General features: G+C 70.6%; 7 protein-coding genes. 3 read left to right on the forward strand and 4 right to left on the reverse strand.

Annotated elements, in window-relative coordinates:
* The first annotated feature begins 131 nt into the window (after positions 1-131).
* Positions 132-1013, forward strand: a complete 882-nt coding sequence (locus P1P70_RS36845) for a Bax inhibitor-1/YccA family protein (protein WP_319245537.1) — start codon at positions 132-134, stop codon at positions 1011-1013.
* A gap of 95 nt (positions 1014-1108) precedes the next feature.
* Here P1P70_RS36845 and P1P70_RS36850 read toward each other — a convergent pair whose 3' ends face one another.
* Positions 1109-1339 (reverse strand): DUF4287 domain-containing protein, encoded by a 231-nt coding sequence (locus P1P70_RS36850; protein ID WP_033524870.1) that lies wholly within the window; start codon positions 1337-1339, stop codon positions 1109-1111.
* 103 nt (positions 1340-1442) lie between these two features.
* Here P1P70_RS36850 and P1P70_RS36855 point away from each other — a divergent pair, with 103 nt between their 5' ends.
* Positions 1443-1754: a hypothetical protein gene (locus tag P1P70_RS36855; RefSeq protein ID WP_319245539.1), complete on the forward strand. Its 312-nt coding sequence runs from the start codon at positions 1443-1445 to the stop codon at positions 1752-1754.
* A 165-nt stretch (positions 1755-1919) separates the two neighbouring features.
* Here the strand turns inward: P1P70_RS36855 and P1P70_RS36860 are convergent, their stop codons facing one another.
* From P1P70_RS36860 to P1P70_RS36870, 3 genes are all read right to left on the reverse strand, one after another.
* Positions 1920-2702, reverse strand: coding sequence for a hypothetical protein (locus tag P1P70_RS36860; protein ID WP_319245546.1), 783 nt, complete (start codon positions 2700-2702; stop codon positions 1920-1922).
* Between the two features lie 295 nt (positions 2703-2997).
* Complete coding sequence (locus tag P1P70_RS36865; RefSeq protein WP_319245541.1) at positions 2998-4215, reverse strand: acetyl-CoA C-acetyltransferase; 1218 nt, start codon at positions 4213-4215, stop codon at positions 2998-3000.
* Between the two features lie 331 nt (positions 4216-4546).
* Entirely contained in the window at positions 4547-5638 is a 1092-nt protein-coding gene (locus P1P70_RS36870; RefSeq protein ID WP_319245543.1) for an SGNH/GDSL hydrolase family protein, read from the reverse strand.
* Positions 5639-5796: 158 nt separating this feature from the next.
* Between P1P70_RS36870 and P1P70_RS36875 the strand changes: the two genes are divergently transcribed.
* Positions 5797-7191 carry a cystathionine beta-synthase gene (locus P1P70_RS36875; protein WP_319245545.1) on the forward strand — a complete coding sequence of 465 codons (1395 nt, stop codon included), beginning with the start codon at positions 5797-5799 and terminating at the stop codon, positions 7189-7191.
* Positions 7192-7201 lie beyond the last annotated feature (10 nt).

The raw sequence follows: 7201 nt of genomic DNA on the forward strand, positions 1-7201 counted from the left end.
GGAATCAGGGAGACGCGTAGCGTGTTCGATGTCAGGGCAGGGGAAAGATCCTTCCCAAGCAGTAGAGTCAATCCTTTGCCTACCTATTACTCTTGAGCCAAGGCCACGCAGGGTGGCCATGGAGGAGTGAAATGAGGAGCAGCAACCCGGTCTTCTCGCGACGGGGGTTCAGCCGCGACAACGGCTACGCGGGCTTCAACACCGCGCCGCAGGCCGGGGGAGCAGCTGTCGGCACCCAGGGCAACCCCTACGCCCAGCAGGGCGGCAACCCGTACGCGACGAACCCGTACGCCCAGCAGGGCGTCCAGCACGGCACCCCGCCGCAGGCCCCGGCCCGCACGGGCGGCATGACCATGGACGACGTCGTCATGCGCTCGGCCATGACGCTCGGCACGGTCGTCGTCGGCGCGGTCCTCGCCTGGGCCCTCCTGCCGGTGTCGCCCACGAGCTACGGCCTGGCCATCGGCGCCGCGCTCATCGCCTTCGTCCTGGCGATGGTGCAGTCCTTCAAGCGCAAGGCCTCGCCCGCGCTGATCCTGACGTACGCCGCCTTCGAGGGCGTCTTCCTGGGCGTGCTCAGCGAGATGTTCAACTCGCAGTGGGAGGGCGCGCCCTTCCAGGCGGTGCTCGGCACCATGGCCGTCTCCGGAGCGACCCTCCTGGTCTACAAGGCGGGCTGGATCCGGGTCACCGCCCGGTACGCCCGCATCGGTATGACCATCGCGATCGCCTTCATCCTCGTCATGGCGGTCAACCTGCTGCTCGTCGTCTTCGGGCTCGCCCCCGACGGCGGACTGCGCAGCATGGGCCCGATCGGCGCGATCGTCGGCATCCTGGCGATCCTGCTCGGCGCGTTCTTCCTGACCCTGGACTTCAAGCAGATCCAGGACGGCATCGCCTACGGTGCCCCGCGCGAGGAGGCCTGGCTGGCCGCGTTCGGCCTGACCATGACCCTCGTGTGGATCTACATCGAGATGCTCCGCCTGGTCGCCATCTTCAGCGGCGACGACTAGGAGTGACGAGCGGCGGCCGGGACTGACCCCGGCCCCCTCGTGGAAGGGCCCCCGAACCTCGCGGTTCGGGGGCCCTTCGTAGGTTCTCGGCGGTTTCACCGGAGCTTCCGCGCGGCCCTCCTCAGGTCGTACTCGTGAATGATCGCTTTGGCGTGGCCGTACGCGAGGTCGTACTCGTGCCGGAGCCAGCTGACCTTCTCCTCGAAATTGAAGAGAGCGGGGCCTTCGTCGACTTTGCGGATCCAGTCGGAGACTTCACGACCGGTGCAATGGGGGATGCGGGCGAGCAGGTTGCGATGGGTCTCCTCGGAGAAGACTTGGGACATCGGCGCCTCCGGACGAAAGGGAATGTAAGCCGGTCCTTCAGGTCACGTTGCCTGAGTGGCGGCCTGTTGGCAACAGTCCGGCCGAGGCGCGTACTCTCGCGGCGTGCTTGATACGACGCCGTTGACCCGTGCCGTGGACCATTTCGCCGACCGGCTGCGGGCGGCCCCGCAGAGCCGGCTCCAGCGGAGCGCCGCCGCGGAGGCGCTGGCGCTGGCCAGGGAGTTGGCACTGCGCGCGCAGCGGTTGGAGACGCCCGAGGGGCCGTTTCACGAGATGCCGGACGCGGGTATGTTCGCGGCGGCCGACCAGGTGACCGTCGCCGGGAACGATCTCGCTCTGGCGCTGGGGGACGAGGACGCGCTGGCGGAGGCGGTGGCGCTGGTGGAGGAGGCTCAGCGGCGGGCCGGGGTGTGAGGCGGGCCCCCACGGGGTGCGCCGGGCGCCTACCGGCTCGGGGGTGCGGGTTCGTCGGCGGGTGCGGGTCCGGTGGGGCCTCTCGCGCAGTTTCCCGCGCCCCTTCAGGGCGCCCCTCGCTCGGCGGGGGAGGAGGCGTCCCGGTAGCCCCTGAGAGTGTGGTCGCTACAGCGACGCGATGACCCGGTCCGCCAGGATGTAGACCATGTCCTCGCCGCACTCGAAGGTGAGCGTGTAGGCGCCGGATATGCCCGAGCCGCCCAGGAGGACGGGGACGTGGCCGGTCTGGAGGGCCGTGGCGAGGCGCTCGGCGGTCTCGCGGTGGCCGGGGGTCATGCACAGGGTGGTGCCGTCGGCGAAGACGTAGACGTCGAGGGTCCCCAGGGGGCCCGGGCGGACGTCGGCCAGCTCGGTGCGGGACGCGGCGAGGTCCTCCAGGCAGGCGACCGTGCGCTCGTGGTCGTTGGTGACGGGCGACTGCACCGGGACGAAATCGGGGTGCGAGGGGTGACGGCGGCGGGCCGCGGCCAGCTCGGCGGAGTCCCCGGCGAACTCGTCGCTCTCCAGACCGGGCTCGATCACCGGCTCCAGGTGTTCCAGGCCCGCGAAATCGGACTGCCGGGGCAGGAACAGGTCACTCTCGGGCAGACCCAGCAGCGGAGGCGTGTCGGTGACGTCACGGGACTCCTGGGCGGCCCAGAAAGCCCGCGCCTCGGCGAGCTCACGCTCGCGCTCCTCGGCGAGTGCCTCGGCGACGGCGGCGCGTATCTCCTCCGTGTCGGCGGCCGGACGGGCGGCCGGCACCAGGACGCGCGGCCCGGCGGCCCGGCTCTCGGCCAGCTCGGTGCGCAGGGCAGCGACCTGTCGGCGCAGACCCACGAGGGTGCGCAGGACGGCGACGCCCACGGCGGCGGTGGCGGCCGTGGTGAGCAGCAAGGCGATCGGCATGGCGCTCACTGACGTACTCCCGGTTCAAAGTCGACCCCCGACTTCCTACATCAGCTTGAAGGGCGGACTAACCAGCTGTCAGTGCGTAACGTCACGAAACGGGCAGGGAAATTTCCCCGATGTTCGGTGGTGAAACGGCTCTGAGCTGCGTAAATCGCTCTCCGGGGGGAGATAGGTCACATCCTGGGGGAGATTGGATCACAAAACGGCCCGGAGTCCCACGGATTCCGGGACTCCGGGCCACAGCATCACGGTGCGCGTCCGTGCGGTCACGGCCGCGCGCGGGGCCGTTCGGTCAGCTGAGGCGCTCGATGACCATGGCCATGCCCTGGCCGCCGCCGACGCACATCGTCTCCAGACCGAACTGCTTGTCGTGGAACTGGAGGGAGTTGATGAGCGTGCCGGTGATCCGGGCGCCGGTCATGCCGAAGGGGTGGCCGACGGCGATGGCGCCGCCGTTCACGTTCAGCTTGTCCAGCGGGATGTCCAGGTCGCGGTAGGAGGGGATCACCTGGGCGGCGAAGGCCTCGTTGATCTCGAACAGGTCGATGTCGTCGACGGTGAGACCCGCGCGGGACAGGGCCTGCTTCGACGCCTCCACCGGGCCGTAGCCCATGATCTCGGGGGAGAGGCCGGAGACGCCGGTGGAGACGATCCGGGCGAGCGGGGTGAGGCCGAGGTCCCGCGCCTTGGTGTCGGACATGATCACCAGGGCGGCGGCGCCGTCGTTGAGCGGGCAGCAGTTGCCGGCGGTGACCAGGCCGTCCTCGCGGAAGACCGGCTTCAGGCCCTGCACGGCCTCCAGGGTGACGCCGGCGCGCGGGCCGTCGTCCTTGCTGACGACCGTGCCGTCGGGCAGCGTCACCGGGGTGATCTCGCGCTCCCAGAAGCCCTTGCCGATGGCCTCCTCGGCGAGGTTCTGCGAACGGACGCCGAACTCGTCCATGTCCTGCCGGGTCACGCCCCACTGACGGGCCAGGTTCTCGGCGGTCTGCCCCATCGCGATGTACGGGTCGGGGAGCAGGCCGTCCTCGCGCGGGTCGTGCCAGGAGGCGCCGACCGACTTGGAGACCGCCTCGGTGCGGGCCTCGGCCTCGGCGAAGAGCGGGTTGCGGGCGGTGTGGATGTCGCTGGTGCCGCGCGCGCTGCTGCTGACGACCTCGACACCGGCCGAGATGAAGACATCGCCCTCGCCGGCCTTGATGGCGTGCAGGGCCATGCGGGAGGTCTGCAGCGAGGAGGAACAGTAACGGGTGATCGTGCAGCCCGGCAGGTGGTCCATGCCCAGCTGTACGGCCACGATCCGGCCCAGGTTGTGGCCCTGCTCGCCGCCGGGGAGACCGCAGCCGAGCATCAGGTCGTCGATGTCCCTCGGGTCCAGCTCCGGGACCTTCGCGAGGGCGGCCGCGACGATGGTGGCGGTCAGGTCGTCGGGGCGCAGGTCCTTCAGCGAGCCCTTGAAAGCGCGGCCGATGGGGGAGCGGGCGGCTGAGACGATCACGGCTTCTGGCATCACGGCTCCATTGGCATGCGTACGGAAAGCGGGGCTGTGGGGGAAGTTACCCGTACGTATGGTCTGGGTCACGGGCATGAGGGTGTGACTCCGACCGCACTTTTCTAAGCGCTTGCTTTTTGGTTGGGCGCCTAGGGTCTCGGGGGTGGGGGTTCGTCGGCGAGTGCGGGTCCGGTGGGGCTTCTCGCGCAGTTCCCTGCGCCCCCTGAAAGACCAGGCCCTGCGAGCCTGAGAAGCAAGGGGCGCAGCCCCTGCTTTTCAGGGGCGCGGGGAACTGCGCGATCAGCCCCCACGCACCCGCAGTCGCCCGATCACAGTGCGCCCCGTGCTACTAGGCGCCCGGCTGCGCCTCCGCCGTAGCGGTCGGCGCAGGGTCCGTCGCCGGAACCCTCCGCCGACGCCGCCGCTTCAGCAGAGCCCAAGGCCCACGCGGCCCCGTAGGCATCGCGGCCGTCACCTCCGTACCCGCCTCCGACGCGGCCTCCGCGGCCGCGCGGGCCACCGGTAGGAAGCCCTCGCGGCGGCTGACGTCCGGCCGCTCCTCGTCCGCCGGCCAGAGGCCCAGCGCCGCGCACACCGTCGGCAGGACGGCCATCGCGGCGGTCGCGTACCCCTCGGCGGAGGGGTGGTAGTTGTCGGGGCCGAACAGCTCCCGGGGGTTCTGTTCGAACTCGGGGCCGAGGAGGTCGCCCAGCGACACGGTGCGGCCGCCCTGTTCGACGGTTCCGATCGTCTGGGCGGCCGCCAGCTGCCGCGAGGCCCGGCGTGCGAGCCAGCGCAACGGCTGCTGCACGGGCTCGAGCGTGCCGAGGTCGGGACAGGTGCCCACCACCACCTCGGCCCCGGCGGTCCGCAGCCGCCGTACGGCCGCGGAGAGATGGCGGACGGAGCGGGTCGGCGGCATCCGGTGGGTCACGTCGTTCGCGCCGATCATGATCACGCAGACGTCGGGGACCTGGGCCGGGTCCTCCAGGACCAGCGCCACCTGCCGGTCGAGGTCGTCCGACTGGGCACCCGGCAGCGCGACGTTCCGCAGCAGCACCGGGCGCTCGGCGACGGCCGCGAGCCCCGAGGCGATCAGCGCGCCCGGGGTCTGCCGGGAGCGGTGGACGCCCTGGCCGGCGGCGGTGGAGTCGCCGAGCATGACGAGCCGGAGCGGGGGATCGTCAGGGACGTCGTACGAACTGCCGTACGAGCCGTAGCCGTACGCGCGCCCGTACCGGCTGCCGTGCGTGTGGCCGTACACGCCCTCCGCGCTCGGCGGGTGCGGGCTGTGCCCGTTGCCCACGATCCGCTTGGCCATCCGCACCTCGGCCAGCACCACCCCCACGGCCGCCGCGCCCAGCAGACCGATGCCGCCACCGCCGTACGCCGCGCCCGCCGCGATGCGGCGGGCCACCCTTGCTCTGGACATGCTCGTCATGCGTCGCCGCCACCTCCTCGTACCCGTACACCCACTCCTTGCCCCGTACCTGCCCTCGGCCAATCCCGGCGGAAGGTGAACAGGGGAGAGAACAGTGAGGGCGGGGCTTAGGCTGGCTGGACATTACGACCATCCCTTTTGCGGCTCCGGAGACAACGGTGCAAATCCACGACTCGATGATCAGCCTCGTCGGCAACACCCCGCTGCTGAGGCTCAACAGCGTGACCGAGGGCATCCAGGCGACCGTCCTGGCCAAGGTCGAGTACTTCAATCCCGGCGGTTCCGTGAAGGACCGCATCGCGCTGCGCATGATCGAGGCGGCGGAGAAGAGCGGGGAGCTCAAGCCCGGCGGCACGATCGTCGAGCCGACCAGCGGAAACACAGGTGTGGGCCTCGCCATCGTGGCCCAGCAGAAGGGGTACAAGTGCATCTTCGTGTGCCCCGACAAGGTGAGCACCGACAAGATCAACGTGCTCCGGGCGTACGGCGCCGAGGTCGTCGTCTGCCCCACGGCGGTCGACCCCGAGCACCCCGACTCGTACTACAACGTCTCCGACCGGCTGGTCCGCGAGACGCCCGGCGCCTGGAAGCCGGACCAGTACTCCAACCCCAACAACCCGCTCTCGCACTACCACTCGACCGGCCCTGAGCTGTGGGAGCAGACGGAGGGGCGGATCACCCACTTCGTGGCGGGCGTGGGGACCGGCGGCACCATCTCCGGCACCGGCCGCTACCTGAAGGACGCCAGTGAGGGCCGTGTCCAGGTGATCGGCGCCGACCCCGAGGGCTCGGTGTACTCCGGCGGCTCCGGGCGGCCGTACCTCGTCGAGGGCGTCGGTGAGGACTTCTGGCCGACCGCGTACGACCGGACCGTCGCCGACGAGATCGTCGCCGTGTCCGACAAGGACTCCTTCCAGATGACCCGGCGGCTGGCCAAGGAGGAGGGCCTGCTGGTGGGCGGCTCCTGCGGCATGGCCGTCGTCGCCGCCCTGGAGGTCGCGAAGCGGCTCGGCCCGGACGACGTCCTGGTCGTCCTGCTGCCCGACAGCGGGCGCGGCTACCTCAGCAAGATCTTCAACGACGAGTGGATGGCCGACTACGGCTTCCTGGAGGACGAGGGACCGAGCGCGCGGGTCGGCGACGTCCTCAGCCACAAGGAGCACGGGGCGATTCCGTCCCTCGTCCACATGCACCCGGACGAGACGGTCGGTGAGGCGATCGAGGTGCTGCGCGAGTACGGCGTCTCGCAGATGCCGATCGTGAAGCCGGGCGCCGGTCACCCGGACGTCATGGCCGCCGAGGTGGTCGGGTCCGTCGTCGAACGCGAGCTGCTGGATGCCCTGTTCACCCAGCGCGCCTTGCTCGACGACCCGCTGGAGAAGCACATGTCCGCGCCGCTGCCGCAGGTCGGCTCCGGTGAGCCGGTCGGCGACCTGATGACCGTGCTCGGTTCGGCGGACGCGGCCATCGTGCTGGTCGAGGGCAAGCCGACCGGCGTGGTCAGCCGCCAGGACCTGCTCGCGTTCCTCGCCAAGGGCGGGGTCAAGCAGTAGGGGGCCGGCC

The organism is Streptomyces sp. MB09-02B (genome assembly GCF_033794485.1).
Taxonomy (GTDB): Bacteria; Actinomycetota; Actinomycetes; order Streptomycetales; family Streptomycetaceae; genus Streptomyces.